The following is a 23,797-nucleotide window of genomic DNA, read 5'->3' on the forward strand; positions in this document are numbered from 1 at the left end:
GGCACATTAAGACCTAGCTTTTCTCATTTTTTATCTATTCCCATAATTTGTAGACACATAGGAAGTAAAATCATCTAGTAGAAATATTTATCTTTAAAACCAAAATCTCAAATTTATATGTATATACTATTTTTGAAGTTCACTACTTTTGTTTAAGCCCTTCTAATTCTACTATATTTTCACTTGTCAAAAGTTGAAATTTTATTTCATTTTCTTCTTCGATAAACTTGAAATAGATCTCATAAGGGAGTGCAAAAAACTTATTTTTTGATTTTGGAAATAGCTTTAACCTAGGAAAAACATCACTTTCAGTAATAAGAGTATTCTCTAATTTATCAAAAGTTATAGAAAATTCTCTATCCGTAAGATATGTACCCGAATATTTTGACAATAACTCATCTTCTATAGTTATTTCTTCAGGTATCTCATTATCCCAATGAAGACCTTCAATAATACTAACCCCATTAATCATTATTTCTTTTGTAATGGTATTTGTTATACCTGCACCATTATCACTATTAACAAATACAATGATTCCATTTTCATTTTTTGGTAATAAAATAAGTGTTGTAACAACACCTGGATCACCTCCATCGTGATTTATAACTATCTCATCGTTAGGTAAATCATTATAAACAACCCACCCTAACCCTTGATTGATTTTTTTATTTATTGCAGACTGTGGTTTTACCATTTCATCATAAATAGATTTTTTAAGTAGTGTTTGATCCATGATAGCTTGACCAAATAATGCCAGATCTTTTACGGTTAGAATCATATCATCCGCAGCATTAATTTTTTCAGTTTTATGAGGTATTTGATGAAGTATTCCTTTACTATTATACCATTTTGCAAATCTCGCAGTATCTCCATCCTTAATCCAACCCATAGTAGCATCTTTCATTTTTAGAGGTTTGAAAACGAGAGAATCAACAATTTTTTCTAACCCAATACCAAATTTACTCTCTATCGCACGTCGCAGATATTCCATTCCTTCTCCAGAATATTGAAATTTTTCTCCAGGTTTAAAATTAAACTGCAACTTCCCATTTTCCTCATCCCATCTCCAATTCTTAAATCCAGTAGTATGACTTAAACAATGTCTAGTTGTTATCATTCTAGAAAGACTATCTTCTTTAACATCACGATCCACATAAAACTTATAAAGCGGTTCATCGAGATCCCAATTCCCTTGTTCTACTAATTTTAAAACTGCAGTTGCCACAACTGGTTTCGTAATACTGGCAATATTGAATAAAGTATTTTGGGGTGCTTTGATCCCTTTTTGATGTTCCCCATATACTTTTATAAACTCAATTTCGCCTCTGTTTATAATACCAACACCAACTGATAGTGCTTTATATTCTAACAAAAGATTAGGTATAAGTGAATCTAATTTCTCGCCATATCTATCCTTAAAAACAGAGGGTTTAGCCTTTTTATGATTTTTATTCCCCTCATTACAAGAGCTTGTAATAATACACAGTAGTACGAAAAAAAATAACGTTGCTCTCATATTATAAATCCTTATGGTCATAACTGATAGCACGTTTTACAATCCAAATAGTATCTTTTCTTTCCCATATAGTAATAAATTTAGCGGCCTCCACCTTTTTATCATCTACATAAAAGTTGTGTATCCCTTTTTGAAGAGCACCATAATCTCCTAAAGGGTGAATCGTATGAGAAACTAATCTTCTAGTAACAGAAAAAGGTTTTGAGCATTTATCATTAAACGAGGCTAGCTCCTTTTTTAGAGAAGTGTTTAAACCTGATCGATCATCATAAAACTCTATATCTTCTGTCAAAATAGTTTTGAAAACTTCTTTATTACATCTATTAAACCCTACCTGAAAAAGTAAACTGTCCATTTTTCTTATTTTAACTTCTAAAGAAGAAATGTTTTTTTGAGCCACTGTTTTCTGAGAAAAAAGAATACTAAAAGGCAACACAAACATTACTAAAAAATAACTTTTGATTTTTGATTTTTTCATTGATTTTATTTAATGATTGATAACAGGTTATTCTTTTTCATTCTAAAACAAAAGACTTAAACACTGGACATTTTTTTTATGTAATTACTAGGTGTGTCTTCTAATATCGTCTTAAAAGCTTTGTTAAAAGTTGATTTCGAATTAAATCCGGAATCAAATGACAATGCTAAAATAGTATGTCGCTCATGTTCTCCTTTTTGGATCTTGGCGATGAACTCTTGTAACCTATATTTATTGATGTATTCGTAAAAGTTACACTTATGTATTTTGTTTAGAAACCACGACAAATCGTTAGAAGATACTTTTAGTTCTGCAGCTAGTTTTCTGAGTGTAAGATTTGGATTCAGATAAATTTTATCAACAATTAACAAATGCTCTAATGAACTAGTAAGTGTTTCGATTTTGTCTTTCCCAAGCCTATTTCTGGTTAGATCTTTTTTGGGATAAAAAATAGGTACTCTAAAAATTTCCGGTTGTTTGAAACTATAAAAACCTACAACATACATTATTATAGGAACACATAACCAAACAATATTGTAATTAAAATATGGGTTATATACGTTTATAACAAAACTTATTGTCAGGTTTAAAAACCAAAAGAACGTTAAAACAGAAAAAACCACCACCAATGTAATCAGATAAAAATATATTTCTTGATGAAAAGATAGGACTCGTTCTTCTGCTAATCGAAATCTTCGTAATAGCATGAAACATTTTACTATATAGGTTGTAAATACAGTGATAATAGAAATCTCTACTATAAAATACGGAATTACAAAGAAACCATCATGGTACATCTCTGAAATTTCATTCATAGATAAGCTATAAGTCCACAATACATATATCAAGTGTAATCCAGATGGAATAAACGCTACCCATTTTAGAACAGGCTTTTCCTTGGAACTGACTATCATTCTCCTAACGTACAAATATAATAGAGGTCCAAATAAATATATTGTACTATCTACTAGAATTCCTAATCGCCATAAAAACTCACTGCCCTTAAAAACAAAATAATATAGCCTTCCTACTAATATAATTGAAGAAAAGAATAAAATGATGGACAAAATGAAATTTGCAGAGCGATTTTTACTTGACAACAATTGTAATGTAATAGCCAAAAAAACACCTTGACTAATTCCTAAAAACAACATTAATTCTATAATTCCAAATGAGTTCATATACAAGGTTAAGAGTTCGCTTTCAAATCTAAAAGAATCTAAAAATATAAACGACCGATTGGGCACAATCATACGATTTATTACATCGTTAAACGCTTAACTGTGTATCTTTTAACTACAAAACCCTCTTTTAAATCATAAATGATTTACATATTGATTTGGTTTCAGGTTATTTTGAAGTAATACTAATTCTTCACCTGACAACCTTTTAAGATTTGAAACTAAAGCACATTCTAGTAACTGTTCTTTAGTTCGAATACCAATCACTGAAGAGGTTACAGAACTGTTTTCTAATACAAATTGAATAGCCGTTTGGCACATTGATCTATTATCTCCTGATAAGTTTTTCACAAGATCAATCGTCTTTTTTACTTCTGAAGTAGTATAAGATAAATAGTCAGTTGGCGATTTTCCAGCCAATAAGCCTTTTGCTATGGATCCTCTTGTTAGCACTCCGATCTTATTTTCTTGTAATAAATGTAAACAGGATTGTTCTGATCTTCTATCAAGAAGACTGTATTGTAACATTACACTAGAAATATTACCACGTTTCACATATTCTCTAATCACATTTGGTCGTATAGACGAGATCCCGTAGTATCTTATTTTACCTTCCTTTTTTAATTTTTCAAAAGCGTCTATAGTTTCGTCTATGGGGTCATCAATAGTACCGCCGTGTAATTGATAAAGATCGATGTAATCTGTTTGTAATCTTCTTAAACTTTCTTCAACCGATTGTATAATATATTCCTTACTAGGATTCCAATCCCATCCATTACCATCTGTTCTTGGTTGATTACCAACTTTTGTCCCAATAATTACCTTGTCTCTAAAATCTTTAACAGCATTACCCAACATCACCTCATTTTGACCATTTTGATATATATCGGCAGTATCAAAATAATTAACCCCTCTATCAAAAGCCAAATGAATTAATTTATTAAAAATATCGACATCTTCTTCTAGGGACATACATCCAAAAGACACCTCACTAATCTTCAATTCGGAATTACCAAGTTTGCGATAGTTCATTTCTTTTAACCTATTAAATTTCAAATACCATTAAAAATGATAAAAAGCATCCTCCAAATGTTCAATTCTAGTTCCTAGTTTATTTTTTATAATTGCAACAATATCAAAACGGACTTCCACATCCAAATCATTCTCCACTACATAATGATCAATTGCTTTTACCAGTAGTTGTATTTGTTTTGGTTTCACAAAATCCTGCGGATCTCCAAACTCAGGAGTACTTCTTGTTTTAACTTCTATAACTATTATAATATCTCCTTTTTGGGCAATAATATCAATTTCAGCTTTTTGGTATCTATAATTCGTTTCCAGAATATTATATTCATGATCCCGCAGAAATTTTACTGCTAATTTCTCACCTTCTTTACCCAGTGTATTATGTTCTGCCATATTACATATATTTTAAGGTTATTGAATCCTGATGCATTTCTAAAGAAACCTCAGCTCCTAGAACTAATGCTCTATTATCTTCTATATGACCTATTGGAAAATCAAATATTACGGGAAATTCATACTCTTTTACAACATCCAATATAATTTCCTTAACATTTTTTCCAAAAGAAATATTATTGTCGTGCATTTTGGTCATACCGCCAACAATCAGCCCCTTTAACTCATCAAAATATCCATTCCTTTTTAGATTCTGCAGCATTCTATCAATATGATACAAATATTCATCTAAGTCTTCGATACAAAGTATTTTACCTTTAGTATCTATAGAGGAATTAGAACCACAAAGTGAATATAAAATCGACAAATTTCCACCAATAAGTGTTCCTTTACAATTACCGGATTTGTTTTTTTTTGAAGCGGGAATGATATAATCCACCTTTTTTCCATACAAAGTACTCTTTAGTGACTGTCTCGCATCTTCAGAACCTTTGTGAATATCAACAGGCATCGCAGCATGTATTGTAGAAATCTTAAAGTTATGAATATGAGCGTGTAATACAGTAATATCAGAATATCCTATGATCCACTTGGGGTGTTTAATAAAAGTAGAAAAATCTAGAAGATCAATTATTCTCACTGTTCCATAACCTCCACGTGCACACCAAATAGCTTTGATTTCGGTATTATCCAGCATTTTCTGAAAATCCTGTCTTCGCTCTTCATCAGTCCCTGCAAATTGATTACTTTCTAACCCAATAGTAGCACCAATCACAGGTTCTAAATCCCATTTTTTTAAAACCTTAATCGCTTCATCAATCTCTTTTTTGATAATCTTTCTTGCTGTAGAAATTATGGCTATTTTATCTCCTTTTCTTACAAATTCAGGCTTCAACATTTCTTAAAATTTCATTTTATCATACTAATTAACAAATGTTTTCGTTCTAAACTATTATATTACAGTGAAAATTGTCCCATAACACTAATAAACCTATTGCCTATGATCTCTGATACTTCTTGTAACTTAGCATCCTTGGACCCTTATGTTCCCACTTCTGAGAACCCTTGGAATGTAAGTAAAATTAATCACTTATACCGCCGAGTTGCTTTTGGAGCTACTAAAACTCAAGTAACAGATGCTTTAAATCAAAATGACCCATCAGCATTGATAGATTCTCTAATTGATGCTGCTATTGCTTTGGTTCCTTCTCCTGCTCCTGAATGGGGTTTCTGGGATCGAGATCAATTCGAGGCTGCGGAAGAAGCTAATGAAGATAATGACATCAATTTTTATCAAGATGAAGGTAAAAGACAAATGATATTTGATTTTCTTCAAAACGGATTGAGAGATCGATTAACATTATTTTGGAGCAATCATTTCGTTACAGAGGATCAAAGCTACAGAAGCCCTGCCTATCAATATCAATATTACAATCTATTACAGTTTCACGCACTTGGTGATTTTAGACAATTTGTATATGATATAGGTATTTCTTCTGCCATGTTAGTTTATCTAAACGGTGATGAAAATACAAGAGATAGACCTAACGAAAACTATGCTCGAGAACTGTATGAATTATTTACACTTGGTGTAGATAATGGATACAATGAAAACGATATTATCGAAACTGCTAAAGCAATTACGGGTTGGGTAGAGACTAATGATATCCCTTGGGGACCTATTACTTTTAATCCTGCTCGGTTTAGTAATGATACTAAAGATATTTTTGGGCAAACTGCCAATTTTGGATATTACGGTCTTGGCAGTCCTGATGACGTAATCGCTCATCTATTTACGCAAAGACAAACACTAATTGCTAATTATATTTGTAGCAAACTTTATATTTACTTTGTTAGTTCTACTTGCAATGAAGCAATAGTAGCTCAAATGGCACAGACATTTATTGATAATAACTTCGAAATTGCACCCGTACTTCGGCAACTATTTAAAAGTGAACATTTTTTTGATCGAGAAGCAATCGGTGCAATTATCAAAAGTCCTATTGATTTATTCGTTTCCTTTTTTAACGAATTACATTTCGAATCACCACCTACACTTGATTCGCTAAATTCCTTATTGGGTAGAACCACTACTATAGGGCAAGAAGTACTTAATCCAATTGATGTAGAAGGATGGCAAGGAAATGAAGATTGGATTAGTCCGGATTATTTGATTGGTAGATGGGAAGGTGTTCAAAACATTCTTAACACTTCTTACTCCCAAGACCAAGCACAATTTAGTCAATTCTTAAATCAACTTCCTATTGGCACCTTAGCAGATGGTTTCGTAAACAATACTTTACAAGGAGAACAGGTAAACATAGTGGTAAAAGCAATTCTAGATTATTTTCTACCAAGAGGTTTAGAAGATCAAATACTATTTGATGAAGCCTTAGCAATTTTTAAGGAATTTTATCCAGAGAATTATTATGAACCGGGTGCAGTAGCCCCTACTCTTTGGACCTTAGATTTGTCAGGAGTTCCTGATCAATTTTATGCGCTACTTAGTCATATCGATGAATTGCCTGAATTCCAACTTAAATAATAAACTATGTGTAATACGCATCATCCCAACAATATAAAAGCAACGAAGAAAACAACTAAAGAAGGTGTTTGTAATACCGATGATCATAAAAAATGGAATCGTAGATCTTTTTTACAAGCGCTAGGACTTGTAGGAGGTGGTTCTATGATGTTAGCAAATACAAATCTTACTGTTTCTAAACCCTCACCATTATCACAAGCCTTAAGTCAGGCTGAAACTGATAACATATTAATTATTTGCAGATTTGGTGGAGGAAACGATGGTTATAACACCATCATTCCCGTAAATCAATATGATATTTATGCAAATGCTAGACCGCTAATTAAAATTCCTCCTAGTGAATTCATTAACCTGGAAGAAAATGAATATGCGATGCCTAAACCTATGAATAAATTAGAAAATTTATGGGGCGATGGACAGATGAAAGTGGCTCATGGAGTCGGTTACGAAGATCAGACATTATCTCATTTTAGAGGAACAGATATTTGGGCAAATACTAATCTGACTGAAGAAGAACGATCCGGATTTATGGGTAGGTATTTTCAGGATTTATATCCTAGCTATATCACTGATCCACCTCCAAGTCCACCATCTATTCAGATTGGTAGTCTTGGAAATCTAATTTTTAGAGGTCCGGAAAATGATTTCTCATTTGCTATTTCTGATCCAGGACGATTAGAGCAATATATTGAGAGCCAAGGATACAGCTTAGATCCTGCTCCTGATTGCACCTATGGTGATCGATTAAATTTTATAAGAGAAAGTACCAATGTAACATACACCTATGCTGAAGCAATTTTTGATGCCTTTAACCGATCCACTGATTTTGGAGGATATTTAGAAGATGATAATTTTGCTAGACAAATGCGTATTGTTGCCCGCCTAATTAAAGGAAATCTCGGCACTAAAGTATATATGGTTACGCTAGGTGGATTTGATACCCATAATAATCAAATACAAAGACACCAGCAATTACTGAATTCTTTTTCTGAAGGGATTAGTAATTTTTATGCAGATCTACAAGGTTCCGGATGGGATGATAAGGTATTAACTATGACGATTTCAGAATTTGGAAGAAGGTTAGTTGAGAACGGTTCTTTAGGAACAGATCACGGTACAGTTGCTCCTATGATGTTTTTTGGAACAGGACTTAATGGTAATGGTTTTATAGGAGATCACCCTGAGCTCCCAACAAACCCAACCGTAGGGTATAATGCTGAACAAACAAATGATTTTAGACAAATCTATTCTACCGTAATGAAAGAATGGTTATGTATCCCTCCGGATACAGTAAACGAAGCATTACTTGGTGCTGAGTTTGAATCATTGGATCTAGGATTTACTTGTGGAGGGGTTAGCCCCAATATACCTGGGGATGGAGAAACGCTTTCGCATATAGTAACCTATGACGGAGGGCAAACCTTTATCAATATTAATAACCCAGAGACAACTCACGTAGACATTACATTGTTTAACATCATTGGGCAAAAAGTAGCTACGTTAAGAAATGAAATGCTTCTGGAAGGAGATCATATTATAGACGTAAAAGAATCTGCCGGCACCAGATTAAGTACTGGTCAATATGTATATAGAATAGAAACTGGAACAGGTGAATTTAGTAGATCACTGATGATTTCTTAGAAAGAAAAAACACAATTTTTAATAAGCACTAATTATTTATTTATAATTAGTGCTTTTTTATTTTAAAATAAGCTGAGGGATCAAAAATAGTAAAACCTTGTTTTTAAGAAAATTATAAGTCTTTTTAACGTTTTTTAACCCTCTAAAAACTACTCAGAAAACGAATACTCACTCATTAGCGACGTATACTAAAAGCATACTTGTAATCACTCACTAAATCCATAAGTTTAAATCAATTTTAGTTATAAGTAGCAGTGTTTTGTTCTTATAACAAACAAAATCAAAAATTTTCATAATAATGACTAAATGTTTCTTAATAAGAAACTAACTATCAAATAATTACGTTTCAAAAATTAAACTAACAGAAAATTCTTAACTAACACAAACTTTTATGATGACAACAAATACTTCATGTAATGTTGCTTCACTAAATGTCTATTCTCCAACTAATACAAATCCCTGGAATAGACAAAAGATTAATCATTTGTATAGAAGACTTGGTTTTGGTGCTACTCCTGAGATGGTGGACATTGCTCTTAATCAAAACCCTTCAAATTTAATTGATAGTCTTATTGATGAAGCTTTAAATCTAAACCCAACTCCAGCACCAGAATGGGGTTATTGGGTAAAAGATGACTTTGATGCCACACCAGAAAATCCTTTTTCATATAGAAGGGATTGGAAAAACCAAATGGTAACAGATATGTTTCAAAATAATCTCCGAGACCGTCTTACTTTATTTTGGAGTAATCATTTTGTAACAGAAGATAATACATATCAAAGTCCTGCTTATATGTTTCAATATTATAATCTTCTACAATTTCATTCTTTAGGTAATTTTAAAGACTTTACTACAGATATTGGTCTTTCTTCTGCTATGTTGATTTACTTAAATGGTTATGAAAACACAAAAAATAGACCTAATGAAAATTACGGAAGAGAGCTTTATGAGCTCTTTACTTTAGGTGTAGATAATGGATACACACAAAATGATATTGTCGAAACTGCCAGAGCACTAACCGGTTGGAATAAAAGAGAGCAACGTTGGGGAGCTATTACTTTAGACAATGACAAGTTTGATAATGAAAGTAAAATAATTTTTGACCAAGAAGGTAACTGGGATTATAACGACGTTATCCGTATTTTGTTTGAGCAAAGACCGACACAAATTGCAAAATTCATTTGTGGTAAATTCTATCGCTATTTTATTAGTCCTTCTACAAACCAAGATATTGTTGATCAACTTGCACAGACATTTTTGGATAATAACTTCGAAATCGCACCGGTATTAAGACAATTATTCAAAAGTGAGCATTTTTTCGACGAAAAGAGTCAAGGCGTGCTTATTAAAAGTCCTACCGATATACAAGTCAATTTCTTTAAAGATTTAAATTTCGAATTACCAGCAGATTTTGAATTTAATAACAAAATACGAGGTGGGTGTCAGGAATTAGGGCAAGAATTACTAAAGCCCGCAGATGTTGCCGGTTGGCAAGGAGATAAAGATTGGATTGATTCTAGTACCTTAACTACAAGATGGGACAGGATTGGCTGGTACTTATGGAGATCGTGGCGACATAATGAAGAACAGTTTAGAACACTTGCAATAAGTATTATGGGCAGTAACTCTAATGATGTGGAGCTTGTATCAAAATCAATTTTAGATAATTTCCTTTCTAAGGAGTTACTAAGTGCCACAGAATATAGCCAAGGATTAGTGATTTTTAAAGATCAGGTTCCTGAAAACTATTTTGAAGATGGTACTTGGAGTCTCGATTGGGATACCGCTCCTAGACAAGTCTACAGGCTTTTAGAATTTCTTATAACGATTCCCGAATTCCAACTTAAATAGAAAAATCATGTGCGATACTCATTATAAAAACTTCACTCCTAAACCTGATAGTTGTAATAATCAGGAACATAAAAAATGGAACAGACGCTCATTTCTACAAGCTTTAGGTATTGTGGGAGGAGGAACTGTAGCATTAGCTAACACAGCATTATCCGTATCAAAACCCTCGCCTCTATCGGCTGCTCTTAACGAATCTGAAACAGATAGAGTGCTTATTATTATTAGACTTAAAGGAGGTAATGACGGATTAAATACTGTAATCCCAATTAACCAATATGATACTTATGCTAATGCTCGCCCGAATATAAGAATACGAGAAAATCAGCTATTCAATCTTAATGATGATTATGGCATGCCTAATTATGCTACTAAATTTGAGCAATTATGGGGTGATGGCAAGATGAAAATAGTTCATGGTGTTGGATACGAGGAAAGTGCACTATCGCATTTTACAGGTTCTGATATTTGGGCAACTTCTGATGTTACAGATCAAGAAAGTACTGGATGGATGGGAAGATATTTTGAAAATCTATACCCTGACTACTTATTAAACCCTCCAGAACGTCCGGCAGCGATCCAAATAGGAAGCAGTGGTAATCTTATATTTAATGGAGACCAAAATAATTTTGCTTTTTCTGTAGCTGATCCTAAAAAACTCTATGAAATTGCTCAAAATGGATCTCTCTATGACCTTAACAATCTTCCTGATTGTACACACGGAGAAAAGGTAGGGTATCTAAAAGGTGTCGCTAATACTACATTTACGTATGCAGGTGTAATCAATGATGCTTATGAAAGTACATCCGACTTTGGAAACTATCCTGATAATTCATTGTCACAACAATTGAGTGTGGTTTCTCGATTAATAAAAGGCAACTTAGGGACTAAAGTATATTTTGTTACTTTAGGCGGTTTTGATACTCATAATGACCAGATAAATAGACAGGAACAGCTTCTAACTCAACTATCAGAAACAATGTCTCATTTTTATGATGATCTTAAAGATGCAGGATGGGATGATAAAGTTGTAGCTATGACTATTTCAGAATTTGGCAGAAGGGTAAAAGAAAATGGATCTCGTGGAACGGATCACGGTACTGCTGCACCTATGATGCTTTTTGGAACTGGATTAGATGGTAATGGTTTTATAGGAGAGCATCCTGATTTATCTAACTTGAATAGAAATGGAAACCTATACAACACTAACGATTTTAGGCAAGTCTATGCTTCGATAATGAAAGAATGGTTATGTATAGACGGCAATCTTGTAGATCAAGTTCTTCTAGATCAAGAATATAATTCTCTCGACTTAGGATTTAATTGTAGTAGTCTTGGTACAGATGAAGAAATCACTGATTTTCAAAAATTTAGTCACACAGTCACTTATACTGGTAGTCAATCTTTTATTCATTTAAGCAATACCCAAGTAGGGCACGTAAATATTGACCTATATAGTATTACTGGACAAAAAATAGCTACTCTAAAAAATGAAATCCTCTTAGAGGGAGAACATGTTATTAATGTAAAAGAAGCAGCTAACACTAGATTGTCTGAAGGGTTTTATGCGTATAGGATAACAAAAGGCAAGCAACAATATAGCAAGCCAGTAATGATTTTATAACTGGATTCAATATCCTCTTTTTATGTTAAACAGTATCGGATTAATTTCTGATACTGTTTTTTTATTCTATGCGTAAAAGATCCTATAATACCTTTAGCAATTGCACATTATTTAAGTTTTACATTAATTAAATAAAGCCTCCTTATTTTATCTCCGTGTTTAGTACCTTTGTCGCTTATTTTTACAAGCATTATGAGCGCACCAAAGAGATATACAATTACATCAGCCTTACCATATACAAACGGACCTATTCATATTGGACATTTAGCAGGAGTTTACGTACCCGCAGATATCTATTCCAGATACCTTAGAATCACTGGAAACGATGTAGCGTTTATTTGTGGTAGTGATGAGCACGGTGCAGCCATCCCAATGCGTGCAAAAAAAGAAGGAGTTTCTCCTCAAGTAATTATAGATAAGTATCACGCAATTATCAAAAAATCTTTTGAAGACTTCGGAATTACGTTTGACAATTACTCCAGAACCTCTGCCCCTATTCATCACGAAACAGCTTCAGAATTTTTTAAGAAATTATATGAAGATGGTAAATTTATCGAAGAAACTTCAGAACAATTATATGATCCTGAAGCAAATCAGTTTCTTGCAGATAGATTTGTAACTGGTACCTGTCCAAAATGTGGAAATGAGGAAGCATATGGAGATCAGTGTGAAAATTGTGGTAGTTCTTTAAATGCAACAGACTTAATAAATCCTAAATCAACTATCTCTGGGGCAAAACCAACTTTAAAACAGACCAAACATTGGTTTTTACCACTAGATCAATATGAAGATTTTCTAAGAGAATGGGTATTAGTTGGTCATAAAAAAGATTGGAAAACCAATGTATATGGTCAGATTAAATCTTGGGTAGATGATGGACTAAGACCAAGAGCAGTAACCCGTGATTTAGATTGGGGAATCCCTGTTCCTGTAGAGGGTGCAGAAGGAAAAGTACTCTATGTATGGTTTGATGCACCGATTGGATATATATCTTCTACTAAAGAATGGGCTGCCAGAGAAGGAAAAGATTGGGAACCTTATTGGAAAGATAAAGATACCAAGCTTGTACATTTTATAGGTAAAGATAATATCGTATTTCACTGTATCATTTTTCCCAGTATGCTGAAAGCTGAAGGAAGTTATATTTTACCAGAAAACGTTCCTGCTAATGAATTCTTAAATCTAGAAGGAAATAAACTTTCTACTTCTAAAAACTGGGCTGTTTGGTTACATGAATATTTAGAAGATTTTCCAGACAAACAAGATGTATTGAGATATGCATTAACGGCAAATGCTCCAGAAACGAAGGATAATGATTTTACCTGGAAGGATTTTCAAGATAGAAACAATAATGAACTAGTAGGTAATTTCGGTAATTTCATCAACCGCATTGTTGTACTAACTAACAAATATTATAATGGTGTAGTTCCTACTCCAAATGAATTTTCTGAAGTTGATTTACAAACATTGACTGAATTAAGAGCATATCCAAATGTCATTAGTAGCTCTATAGAAAGATATCGTTTTAGAGAAGGTTCTCAGGAATTGCTAAACGTTTCAAGGTTGGGTAATAAATACCTAGCAGACGAAGAACCTTGGAAGCTTATTAAAACAGATCCAGAACGTGTAAAAACTATTATGTATGTTGGTTTGCAAGTTGCGGCGGCTTTAGCCACCTTATCAGAACCGTTTTTACCATTTACATCTCAGAAATTAAAGAATATTCTAGCTGTTAATTCCGACGACTTAAAAACAAATTGGAACGAAATTGCAACCAAAGAAATGTTACTTCCAGCAGGTCATATAATAGAAAAAGCAGAATTATTATTCTCTAAAATCGAAAATGCCGATATCCAAAAGCAACTGGACAAGCTAGAAGCTACAAAAAAAGCAAACGAAGCTGAAAACAAAACTATAGAACCACAAAAAGACACAGCAACTTTTGAGGATTTCACTAAAATGGATCTAAGAGTTGGAACCATCATAGAAGCAGAAAAAATGCCAAAAGCTAAAAAACTGCTAGTTCTTAAAGTCGATACAGGAATTAATACTAGAACGATCGTTTCAGGTATTGCAGAACACTTTAAACCAGAAGATCTTATCGGTAAAAAGGTTACAGTATTAGTAAATCTTGCTCCCAGAAAACTAAGAGGTGTGGAAAGCGAAGGAATGATTCTTATGACGGAAACTCCAAATGGAAAGTTAGTATTCCTAAATCCAGATGAGGATGGAGTGAATCCAGGAGCCCTGATTAGTTGATTTTTTAAAATTATTGTTTTTGAAAGTAACATTTTGACTCTTTAAGGCACTTACTATATAGAGCACGTCAGTATCAATTCGATAAATGACACGATAAATTGAAATTATGCTACAAAAAAGCCTTTTATTTCTAATACTACTAGTATTTGTAAATATCAATAGTCAAACTAGTACTTCATTAGCAATTCTGGAAAGTCCAGAATACAGTGATCAATATAAAAGTAAAAATATTTTATCTATACATACCACAAAATCTGGATACACTGGTATTATAAGAGAGAGCAAGAAACACTTTCTATTCGATATTTTTGATAAAGATTTGAAAAAGGTATTTTTTCAAATTATAGAAAAAGAGAAAAGAGAAGATTTTGCAGGTGAGCTTTTTCATGGAGATGAGATTAAATTCTTTACTGTGTATTCTCCAAAAAAAACAGAGCGAATTTTGTATTGTCATACCATAAATCTAAAAGAAAAAACATATAAAAAAGTTTCATTATTTGAAAAAACAGTGACTAAAAAACATAATTTGTTTTCTGGCCGAAAAAGACATCACGTTAATTTTACAGTTTCTGAAAACGGTGACTATTTTGCATTAGCGGCTGATAATATTAAAAAAAGCCTGAACTCTCATACCATTTATGTATATAATTCAAAAAACTTAGAACTTCTTTTCAAAAAAGAATATGGAAAAAATGGTGAACGCTACTTTGAACATAATGATATTTCTATAGACAATAATGGAATCGTATATACTTTAGGAAAGGTTTTTGCGCAAAATGTATCCATACAAACCTTTAATGAAAAACCAAATTATACTTTTTCCTTAAATAAGATTACCAAAGACAGCATCAGTAACTTAAATATTAACGGAACAGATAAACATATTGAATCCTTGTCGATTTCTGGTAAAAATGATCAATTACACCTTATAGGTTTCTATTCTGATAAAAATGTTGGTAGAATAAAAGGTGGATATAATTTCATTATTGATCCTGATCAACTCTCTATTGTTGACACAAAAATGCACGAACTACCGATAGAAGTGTATGAAAACTTATATGGATATAGAAAAGCCGAAAAGAAAAAAAACAAAGAACTTACTAGATTTAATATTGACTATGTGATAGAGGATGATGCTGGTAATACTTTCTTACTTGCTGAGGAATTTTTTATAACTACCAACTATGTTAATACTGGAAATATGGGTGGACATTGGCAGACGGTATATCATTATAATGACGTAATTATTCTAAAATATAATGTTTCTGGAAAATTAGATTGGGCGAGCAGTATTTTTAAAAGAGCCCATACCCATTCCTATAATGCTTTTATAAAAGGAGATGAGCTACACGTAATTCTAAATTCTGGTGAAAACTTAAAAGAAAAAAAAGATGGAAGAATAAAAGCTTCTAAAGGTTTCTTTGAGTCTACAGCTTTATATGATTTTGAATATTCAAAAGAAGGAGAAGTATCCTATAATAAAATTCAAAATAATCGAGCTAATACACTTTATCTTCCAAATCATGGAACATTCGAAAATGAAACATTTATTATGATGAGTTCTGGAAAAAGAAAAAAACAATTCATGATTTTAAAATAACCTCCGTTTGATGTAAATTTTAATACTTTTTATAACTAATTGATATACTAAAGAAAGATTATTAAGAAAATTGTGTGATCAGTTGATATTAAGATAATATTAGTTATTTACGTTTTCGTCTATATCTTTTCTAAGGTCCAATTTCCTAAAGGCTGGAGAAATAATAGATGTAAAAATTACTGTAATTAATGTCATACTGCCACCAAATACAACCGCAGTTACTACACCCATATATTTAGCAGTAATGCCGCTTTCAAAGGCACCTAACTCGTTTGAAGACCCTACAAACATAGAATTCACAGAAGAAACTCTCCCTCTCATATGATCGGGAGTTTTGAGCTGTAATATCGTTTGCCTTATCACCATTGATATTCCATCTGTAATTCCACTAAAAAATAAAGCGATTACAGAAATCCAAAAAGTAGAAGATATTCCAAAAATTATAATACTTACTCCAAACCCAAAAACGGCTAACAATAACTTGATTCCTGCATTTTTATTAATTGGAAAATAAGCGGTTGTGAACATAATTATAAAAGCTCCTACAGCTGGAGCAGCTCTTAAAACACCAAAACCTTGAGGTCCAACTTTGAGAATATCCTGAGCAAAAACAGGTAGTAATGCAATCGCTCCTCCAAAGAGAACAGCAATCATATCTAAAGTAAGAGCTCCTAAAACAGCTTTGGTCTTAAAAACGAATCTTAATCCCTCTTTTAAACTTTCAAATATAGGTTCCCCTATATTGGGGTTCATTATTGGTTTTTTAGGGATTTTAAATAAACAAACAAAAGCTAGTGTAGCCCAACCAATAATCACTAACATCGACCAATGTACATCAATTAAACCAATAGTAAATCCTGCAAGTGCTGGTCCTGCCACAGCTGCTATTTGCCATGTCGAACTACTCCAAGTAGCGGCATTAGGATACACCTTTTTGGGAACCAATAATGCTAGAAGAGAAAATATAGTGGGACCTAAAAAAGCTCTTACAATACCGCCTAAAAAAACGAGAAAGTAAATTCCGTATAAAACAGTAGATTCAACCAAAGAATTCCTAATACTAGGTAATGTTAATAGAAACAAACCTAAACTAATTGCCAAAAACCCTAGAATACATATAAACAATAAGCTTTTTTTCTCTTTTTGATCAACGATATGACCTGCAAACAAAGCCAAAGAAACGGCAGGAACTACTTCCATTAATCCAATAATACCCAAAGAAAGAGGATCTTTCGTGAGGCTATACACTTCCCATTCAATTACTATAAACTGCATGGTCCAAGCCATTACCAGGGACAACCGTATTAATAAAAAAATAGTAAACTCTTTATATCGTAATGCTGAGTAAGGATCATTTTTCATTAAAAGGTAATTAGTTTTTTAACAAAGATAGTATCTTCGTTTACATAATATAAAGATTGTTGTCTTATCTAAAATGCTAAAAATAATATATCGCCCTAGTACACAAACTTGTATTAAATAGTATATTTTTTGATAATTAGATGTGTGATATCACCTAAACTATTAACACGTAAAGCAACTTATTAATAAAAATGAAACGATATATAATACTCCTTAGCTTACTATTGATATACTTTTTATCCAGTGCACAAGAAAAAGTATTTGAATTAGAGGGTGGTTTTCTGAAATTCCAATCTAAAAAGGAATCTTATGCGTTACCAAATCAACTCACCGGTGATTTAATGCTTTTACTAGAAGAAGGTAGACAGTTTCACGCACATTTATTAGATAGTAACTATGCTAGTATATCTAAGATTACTACCAAAACAATTCCTTCTAAATACAGATATATCCTAGGATATAATGTAGATGGTAATATGTATTCTATTTTCTTCAGTGATAGTTGGAACACTAGATTTGGCGCACAAACTTTTAATTTTGAAACAAAAACTGCTACTAACACTTTCTTAGACTTTAAGATTAAAGGGGAGAAGTATGTAGAAAGCGTAGTTTACAATAATAAAATTCATCTAATCACAATTACAAAAAAATCTTCTGATCTAAATATCTACACTTTTGATAAACAATTTACACCTACTAAAAACATAATTTCTCTAAAAGAATTAGAATATCCAAAGGCTGGAAGCAGAAATAACACTATAAACGCTTACGATTTGTTACTTTCGGATACAGGTGGAATGACACGCTCCGTTATAGATATTGAAAAAATAGAGGGCAGTAACCCAAATGTTATCGAAACTACTTCAAAAGAAAACAAACTTTATCAGTTTAACAACCAACTGATATTTAGTTTTGATTATAGTAATAAGAAAACTCAATTGAGTTTTATTGATTTAGAAACTTTTGAAGCTCTTATAAAATCTTATGACAAACCATCAGAAACCGAAGAAGGATATCGTAAAAGTAATTCTTATATTTTCGACAATAAGCTTTTTCAAATAGCTAGTTCTAATCAAAAAATGAAGTTTACTGTTTTAGATTTACGAATCGAAGAAATAATCAAAGAATATAAAGTAACGAAAGAAGATACCATTCGATTTAAAAACTCACCTATCATTCAGGAAGGCGGAGGCATACTTCCTGGTTTTTCGGAAAATCGAGTTAGAGAAATGGAAAAAACATCTAAATATCTTAGAAAAATTTCTTCCTCTGATTTAGGAATATCGGTATACAAAGTTGATAACGAATATAATATTGTGCTTGGAGGTACTAAAGAAATTACTACTGGTAATGGATATAGTGCAATGAATGGTTTTGGTGGTAGTTTTGTTGTAGGAAGTACTATTGGTAGTTCTACTGGTGCCTTGATAAGCTTTAATCCGACTTTCTATAATTACAGCAGCTATACAACCACAAAATCTACCTATATCAACTGCCTGTTCGACAATAATTTTGATCATATACAAGGCGATATTAAGAAGAATGGCTATGATAGATTATTTGAATTTGAAGACAATTTAAATATCAAAACAAAAGCTGTCAATATCTTTTTACATAAGGACAGATTACATTACGGTTTCTTTGATCCCAAGAAAAGAATCTATGAATTATATAGCTTCAAAGAATAATTCCTTATGCTTAAGATAGCATACCATCCTATATACAAACACCCATTACCAGAAAGACATCGTTTTCCGATGATTAAATATGAATTATTACCTAAACAATTACTTCACGAAGGTACTTGCATAGAAGAAAACTTTTTTAAGCCCCAAATACCCGATTCTCAACCTATTTTAGCTGTTCACACCCAAGAATACTATAAAGAGCTCACACAGCTTACTTTAGATCCAAAAGCGATACGCAAAATTGGATTTCCATTATCTCAAGAACTCGTAGATCGTGAGGTAATCATTGCCGATGGTACCATTAAAGCCTCAGAATATGCAATAAACCATGGAATCTCTATGAATATAGCAGGTGGAACTCATCACGCCTATACAGATCGTGGTGAGGCTTTTTGCTTATTAAATGACCAGGCGATTGGAGCAAGACATTTATTGCAAAAGCACTTGGCGAAAAAAGTTTTAATCGTGGATTTGGATGTACATCAGGGTAACGGAACTGCGGAGATATTTGAAAATGACACTGATGTGTACACATTCTCGATGCACGGAGCCAGTAATTATCCTTTTAAGAAGGAACAATCTGACTTAGATATCCCTCTTGGTAATGGAACTGAAGATTCGGATTATTTAAAAATATTGAAAGAAACTCTTCCTACCCTTATCGAAAACCAAAAACCAGATTTTATTTATTATCTCTGTGGTGTAGACATTTTAGCTTCAGATAAGCTAGGTAAACTAGGTTGTACTATTGATGGCTGTAAAGAAAGAGATCGCTTTGTTCTGCAAACCTGCAAAGATCTCTCGATCCCAGTAATGTGCTCTATGGGTGGCGGATATTCTCCAGATATTAAAACTATTCTTGAAGCACACGCTAATACCTTTAGATTAGCTCAAGAAATCTATTTTTAATAAAGTTAAAATGTACAATAGGTAAAAATTGTAAGTTTTATACTATATGTTTCTGTAATACCAAACTTACAATTAAAAAAACCCAATAATTCCATTTAATAAATTCGCAAACAACATGAAGTTTATGTGCATAAAATTCTTAAAATCAATACTATTAAAAGTTTTTTAATAAAAATTATATTTATCAAAAATAGAATCAATAATGAAATACTAAAAGTTTTTACGCAATCGTTATAGCAGTTATACAAATCATAACTAAGCTTAACTAAAATGAAAAAAATTTATATCCTGTTTCTGATGACAATTTTAATGTCATCGGAATACGTTATTTCTCAAGAAAATTGTCCGGGTAATTGGTTAACTGTAAACGGCAACAAATTATTAGATGCTGACGGAAATGAAGTAATACTAGCCGGTGTTAACTGGTTCGGATTCGAAACACAACTCAGTAGTTTTCACGGGATCTGGTCTAGAGATCACAAAAGTGTATTACAACAGTCCAAAGATCTTGGCTTTAATTGCTTTAGAATACCTTGGCATAACATGATGTTAAGAGATGGTGCTTCTATAAACATCAATTCTTATGGCTCTGATCCTTATAGTGGAGTAACACCTATGAATGAAGAAGAATCAACTTTTACAACTCCATTAGAGCTATTAGATAGAGTTGTAAGTTGGTGCCAAGAGAATGATATGAAAATAATTCTGGATTGTCATTCTAGAAATCCTGATGCATATCTGGTTGAAAAATTATGGTATACAGATAATGTTCCAGAACAACAATGGATTGATGACTGGGTATTTTTAGCAGATCGTTATAAAGAGTACGATGCAGTTATCGGAATGGATATTAATAATGAACCAAATGGTAAAATTGATAATCCAGAAGGTGCTAGATGGGGAACCAATGACGCGTTCGACTGGCGCTTAGCAGCCGAAAAGTGTGGTAATGCTATCTTAGATGTAAATCCAAATGTATTAATTATGGTTGAAGGGATTGAAGCATATACAAAACCCGATGGTACAGAAACATCGTATTGGTGGGGAGGAAATCTGCAAGGAGCCAGAGATTATCCTATTACTTTAAGTAATCCAAATAAATTGATGTATTCACCTCACGAATATGGCCCTACAGTTTTTGAACAGGAATGGTTTTCGGCACCAGATTTTCCGGACAATATGCCTGGAATCTGGGAAGAACAATTTAACTTCTTAAATACAAACGGAACTTCTCCTCTGCTCGTTGGGGAATTAGGGATTAAAGGCCAAGGAGGACTAGATGAAATCTGGTTTGCCAAGTTTATAGACTTTATCAAAGAAAAAAAATTACACTTTACCTTTTGGGCATTAAATCCTAATTCTGGTGATACTGGAGGTATTTTGGCGGATGATTGGAGTACTGTAGTACAATGGAAAATGGATTATTTACAGCCAATTTTATCAAATCCAATCCCTAACTGCTCTGCAGGCAATGTATTAAGTGTAGATGATCTTTCTGATATTTCCTTTAGTATTTACCCTAATCCGGCATCCCAAACGTTAAACTTTAATTTTAAAGAAGGAACTATTGCATCGATAGGTATTTACGATCTTAACGGAAGAGAAGTAAACATATTTGATGATAAAGTATTATCTTCTAACAGCTACGCATATGATGTTTCTCAACTAGCTGCTGGGATATATCTGTCTAAGATTACGCTTACAAATTCGAAAGAGACATTCACAAAAAAAATAATTATTCAATAATAGATTCTGCTAAGCTAATGTAAAAGCAACTAGTCTAGTGACTAGTTGCTTTTTTTGATTATAACACTTAAAAAAGAGTATGCATAGAAACCGTTTACAAACGATTAAATCGGATTATTGTATATTGCTTAGTAAATAAAACGCTATGCAAAAAGACTGTCCGGAATGTGGTGAAAAAATTATCGGTCGAGCCGATAAAAAGTTCTGTAGTGATTACTGCAGAAATGCTTTTAACAACAAAATCAATAAGGATAGTAAGAACCTAGTAAGAAATATTAATAATCGCCTCAGAAAAAACTATAGGATACTAGAAGAACTTAATCCCAACGAAAAAACAAGGACTACCAAATCAAAACTAATTGCTAAAGGCTTTGATTTTCAACATTTCACCAGCATTTATACTACCAAAGTAGGTACGATATATTATTTTGTATATGACCAAGGGTATCTTCCACTAGAAAACGAGTATTACGCCTTAGTTAAAAGAAATAGCTAGTATGTCACGTAATCTAATTCCTTTTCAAATAAATTCTAACGGCTATTTTTTAATAATGATCTTTATATTAATCATTGTTATAGCAATCTTTATTGGATATTATTTTAGCCATAAAAACAGAGTTCTCCGAAAATTAAAACAAGCTAACATAAAAAGAATTCAGCTTGTCAAGGATAAAGAATACATTAAAGTAATTGGGAAAGTACAGAACATTAAAGAACCTCTCATTTCACCTATAGGAAAAAGAAAATGTGCCTATTATCAGATTATAGTTGAAGAAAAGCACAGTGGTAAAAATAAATCTTGGCATACCATTATAAAAGAAGACAAAGCAGTAAATTTTATAATAGAGTCTTCTGGAGAAAGAGCTATAGTTTTAGTAGATACATCTCCAAAAACTAAAATGGTTTATTTAGTTAAGGATGTAAAACACGTATCAGGAACCTGGAACGATCCTCCTAAATACTTAGAAACATATCTACAATCACACGGTAAAGATAGTACCGGATTATTTGGTTTTAACAAAAGCATACGTTATCGAGAAGGAGTTATTGAAATAGGAGAAAAAATCACATTATTGGGAACAGGACATTGGAAGGAGTCCGATCATACTCTCGATCGATACTCTTCTAAAAGTTTATACATATCCGGTGATAGTGAAAACAAACTAATCATTACAGATGATCCTAAGTCACAAGAATTAAAAAAGAAATAAAACCTATTTATCTCTCCAATTCTGGCTATTCATTTTTAGGGCTGCTTTCATTACATCTTTTTGACTGATCTGTCCTACTAACTTGCCATCTTCTAAAATTGGAAATCGTCTTCTTTTAGTTTCTAAAAACTTATTTGCAGCGTCAAAAATGCTAATGTTCCCATCAATAGTTTCTACATTTTTCACCATAAACCTTTCTACATTGGCATCATCAATAGGCATGTTATAGTAACGACTTTCATTTAATTGTTTGATACAATCTCCCTCAGAAATAATTCCTAATAATTCATTTTGCTCATTAACAACTGGACCACCCGAAATTTTGTTTTTTACTAATGACTCCATTACTTCCAAAACAGACTGTTTCGGAGAAAAAGTAATCAAATTTCTGGACATATAATCCGAAACCTTAATCGGTGTATTATCCTGTTTTTTTACCTTAGATCTAGCGCCCTGAAAACTTATAATTCCCATAATAATAGTGATTTAGTGAATCTTAAATATAGTCATTTTGTATTACTTATTAAGTGAATTTTTAACATTTATAATGGTAAAATCTTATTTTATTACCTTTATCACAACCAATAAAATAGATAAATATTAGTTATTAGTAAAAAAACTAACGCTCGTGACAGTTATCTTAATAGATATTAAATAAATGAGGCAAATAGGAATTAAATTGATAAAAGCGAGTTTACTAACATTTCTTTTCCATGCTTCCATTTTTGCTATAAAATCTTTCCATATATCTCTTCATACAAACTAA

19 protein-coding genes are annotated in these 23,797 nt (G+C 32.3%); 11 read left to right on the forward strand and 8 right to left on the reverse strand.

Annotation, left to right across the window (positions count from 1 at the left end):
* Positions 1–142 precede the first annotated feature (142 nt).
* From Q0921_RS15900 to Q0921_RS15925, 6 genes are all read right to left on the reverse strand, one after another.
* Positions 143–1,537 (reverse strand): serine hydrolase, encoded by a 1,395-nt coding sequence (locus Q0921_RS15900; RefSeq protein ID WP_299258567.1) that lies wholly within the window; start codon positions 1,535–1,537, stop codon positions 143–145.
* A complete protein-coding gene (locus Q0921_RS15905) occupies positions 1,518–1,994 on the reverse strand; it encodes a DUF4440 domain-containing protein (RefSeq protein ID WP_299258569.1) in 477 nt (158 codons plus the stop codon). The genes Q0921_RS15900 and Q0921_RS15905 overlap by 20 nt, the downstream gene beginning before the upstream one ends.
* 56 nt (positions 1,995–2,050) lie before the next feature.
* Positions 2,051–3,175 (reverse strand): AraC family transcriptional regulator, encoded by a 1,125-nt coding sequence (locus Q0921_RS15910; RefSeq protein ID WP_299258571.1) that lies wholly within the window; start codon positions 3,173–3,175, stop codon positions 2,051–2,053.
* Between the two features lie 135 nt (positions 3,176–3,310).
* Positions 3,311–4,207 carry an aldo/keto reductase gene (locus tag Q0921_RS15915; RefSeq protein ID WP_299258573.1) on the reverse strand — a complete coding sequence of 299 codons (897 nt, stop codon included), beginning with the start codon at positions 4,205–4,207 and terminating at the stop codon, positions 3,311–3,313.
* 30 nt (positions 4,208–4,237) lie between these two features.
* Positions 4,238–4,597: a YraN family protein gene (locus tag Q0921_RS15920; RefSeq protein WP_299258575.1), complete on the reverse strand. Its 360-nt coding sequence runs from the start codon at positions 4,595–4,597 to the stop codon at positions 4,238–4,240.
* Position 4,598: 1 nt separating this feature from the next.
* Positions 4,599–5,495, reverse strand: coding sequence for an LD-carboxypeptidase (locus Q0921_RS15925; RefSeq protein ID WP_299258577.1), 897 nt, complete (start codon positions 5,493–5,495; stop codon positions 4,599–4,601).
* 102 nt (positions 5,496–5,597) lie between these two features.
* Between Q0921_RS15925 and Q0921_RS15930 the strand changes: the two genes are divergently transcribed.
* The 6 genes from Q0921_RS15930 (at position 5,598) to Q0921_RS15955 (ending at position 16,115) form a co-directional block, all read left to right on the forward strand.
* A complete protein-coding gene (locus Q0921_RS15930) occupies positions 5,598–7,142 on the forward strand; it encodes a DUF1800 domain-containing protein (protein WP_299258579.1) in 1,545 nt (514 codons plus the stop codon).
* Between the two features lie 6 nt (positions 7,143–7,148).
* Entirely contained in the window at positions 7,149–8,783 is a 1,635-nt protein-coding gene (locus Q0921_RS15935) for a DUF1501 domain-containing protein (RefSeq protein ID WP_299258581.1), read from the forward strand.
* A 391-nt stretch (positions 8,784–9,174) separates the two neighbouring features.
* Positions 9,175–10,635 carry a DUF1800 domain-containing protein gene (locus Q0921_RS15940; RefSeq protein ID WP_299258583.1) on the forward strand — a complete coding sequence of 487 codons (1,461 nt, stop codon included), beginning with the start codon at positions 9,175–9,177 and terminating at the stop codon, positions 10,633–10,635.
* 7 nt (positions 10,636–10,642) lie between these two features.
* Positions 10,643–12,256 (forward strand): DUF1501 domain-containing protein, encoded by a 1,614-nt coding sequence (locus tag Q0921_RS15945; RefSeq protein WP_299258585.1) that lies wholly within the window; start codon positions 10,643–10,645, stop codon positions 12,254–12,256.
* 192 nt (positions 12,257–12,448) lie between these two features.
* Positions 12,449–14,515, forward strand: coding sequence for a methionine--tRNA ligase (gene metG / locus Q0921_RS15950; RefSeq protein ID WP_299258587.1), 2,067 nt, complete (start codon positions 12,449–12,451; stop codon positions 14,513–14,515).
* A 106-nt stretch (positions 14,516–14,621) separates the two neighbouring features.
* Positions 14,622–16,115 carry a hypothetical protein gene (locus Q0921_RS15955; protein WP_299258589.1) on the forward strand — a complete coding sequence of 498 codons (1,494 nt, stop codon included), beginning with the start codon at positions 14,622–14,624 and terminating at the stop codon, positions 16,113–16,115.
* A 99-nt stretch (positions 16,116–16,214) separates the two neighbouring features.
* On the opposite strand, the gene Q0921_RS15960 is transcribed toward Q0921_RS15955, so the two are convergent.
* On the reverse strand, positions 16,215–17,477 hold the full coding sequence (locus tag Q0921_RS15960) for an MFS transporter (protein WP_299258591.1): 1,263 nt from the start codon (positions 17,475–17,477) through the stop codon (positions 16,215–16,217).
* Positions 17,478–17,668: 191 nt separating this feature from the next.
* Here Q0921_RS15960 and Q0921_RS15965 point away from each other — a divergent pair, with 191 nt between their 5' ends.
* The 5 genes from Q0921_RS15965 to Q0921_RS15985 all read left to right on the forward strand — a co-directional run bounded on the left by Q0921_RS15965 (position 17,669) and on the right by Q0921_RS15985 (position 23,031).
* Entirely contained in the window at positions 17,669–19,165 is a 1,497-nt protein-coding gene (locus Q0921_RS15965; protein ID WP_299258593.1) for a hypothetical protein, read from the forward strand.
* Between the two features lie 6 nt (positions 19,166–19,171).
* On the forward strand, positions 19,172–20,074 hold the full coding sequence (locus Q0921_RS15970; protein ID WP_299258595.1) for a histone deacetylase: 903 nt from the start codon (positions 19,172–19,174) through the stop codon (positions 20,072–20,074).
* Positions 20,075–20,344: 270 nt separating this feature from the next.
* Positions 20,345–21,820, forward strand: coding sequence for a cellulase family glycosylhydrolase (locus Q0921_RS15975; RefSeq protein ID WP_299258597.1), 1,476 nt, complete (start codon positions 20,345–20,347; stop codon positions 21,818–21,820).
* 145 nt (positions 21,821–21,965) lie between these two features.
* A complete protein-coding gene (locus Q0921_RS15980; protein WP_299258599.1) occupies positions 21,966–22,316 on the forward strand; it encodes a hypothetical protein in 351 nt (116 codons plus the stop codon).
* 1 nt (position 22,317) lies between these two features.
* On the forward strand, positions 22,318–23,031 hold the full coding sequence (locus Q0921_RS15985) for a hypothetical protein (RefSeq protein WP_299258601.1): 714 nt from the start codon (positions 22,318–22,320) through the stop codon (positions 23,029–23,031).
* A gap of 3 nt (positions 23,032–23,034) precedes the next feature.
* Here Q0921_RS15985 and Q0921_RS15990 read toward each other — a convergent pair whose 3' ends face one another.
* Positions 23,035–23,505 carry a CBS domain-containing protein gene (locus Q0921_RS15990; protein WP_299258603.1) on the reverse strand — a complete coding sequence of 157 codons (471 nt, stop codon included), beginning with the start codon at positions 23,503–23,505 and terminating at the stop codon, positions 23,035–23,037.
* Positions 23,506–23,797: the final 292 nt, after the last annotated feature.

It is taken from the genome of uncultured Aquimarina sp., assembly GCF_947496855.1.
Taxonomy (GTDB): domain Bacteria; phylum Bacteroidota; class Bacteroidia; order Flavobacteriales; family Flavobacteriaceae; genus Aquimarina.